The sequence below is a fragment of the Bradyrhizobium sp. UFLA05-153 genome (assembly GCF_054185185.1).
In genome coordinates this window covers 1-623 of sequence record NZ_JBBIAM010000350.1, presented here as the reverse complement: position 1 = coordinate 623, position 623 = coordinate 1, and the positions used below count along the sequence as shown (strand labels likewise).

The window sequence follows — 623 nt, the reverse complement described above, 5'->3', positions numbered from 1 at the left end:
TGAAGGGCAAGGTGAAGGAGCAGTGGGGCAAACTCACTGACGACGATCTTGATGTGATCAACGGTAAGCAGGATCAACTCGAAGGCCGATTGCAGCAACGGTACGGCTACGCCAAGGATCAGGCGCAGAGGGAAGTGAATGACTGGTACGGCCGTCAGAAGTGGTGATGGACAGTTCACTCGAAGAAACCCCGCATCTGCGGGGTTTCTTTTTTTGCTTACCGCGCCGAAAGCAGCAGGGCGCAATGCTTTTCGGTTTCAAAGTGAACCTTCGGAAAGCGGCTTCGCCTACTAGCAGCCTTCATCAACCTTCTTTCCGGAGGGCGCGGGCTGGGCCGTACCAGCCGTCATCTTCTCTGATTGTTCACTGGGCGCAGGCTCGGTTCGGTCTGGCGTGCCCGCCGTCATCTTCTGCGATTGCCCGGAGGGTGCAGCCTGAGTCTGCTGTGATTGCTCGGCAGCGGTAGGCCGGCTCTGCATCTGACGTTGTGCATCTTCTGACGATGTTGCGGCCCCCTCCGATGCTTTATTCATCGCGGTCGTCGGTGGATGTTGCTTCGAGTCTGCCGCCGTGGAACCAGTTGTCTGTCCGGTGTAGCCGGGCACGTTTCCCGATCCCGCATC

General features: G+C 58.3%; 2 protein-coding genes. One reads left to right on the top strand and one right to left on the bottom strand.

Features of this window, described 5'->3' with window-relative positions; translation table 11 throughout:
• Positions 1–167 (top strand): CsbD family protein (locus Q2941_RS51830; RefSeq protein WP_458197575.1); only part of this gene is annotated, 167 nt, incomplete at its 5' end.
• Between the two features lie 123 nt (positions 168–290).
• Here Q2941_RS51830 and Q2941_RS51825 read toward each other — a convergent pair.
• Positions 291–623: hypothetical protein (locus Q2941_RS51825; protein WP_458197574.1), on the bottom strand; the 333-nt coding region annotated here is incomplete at its 5' end.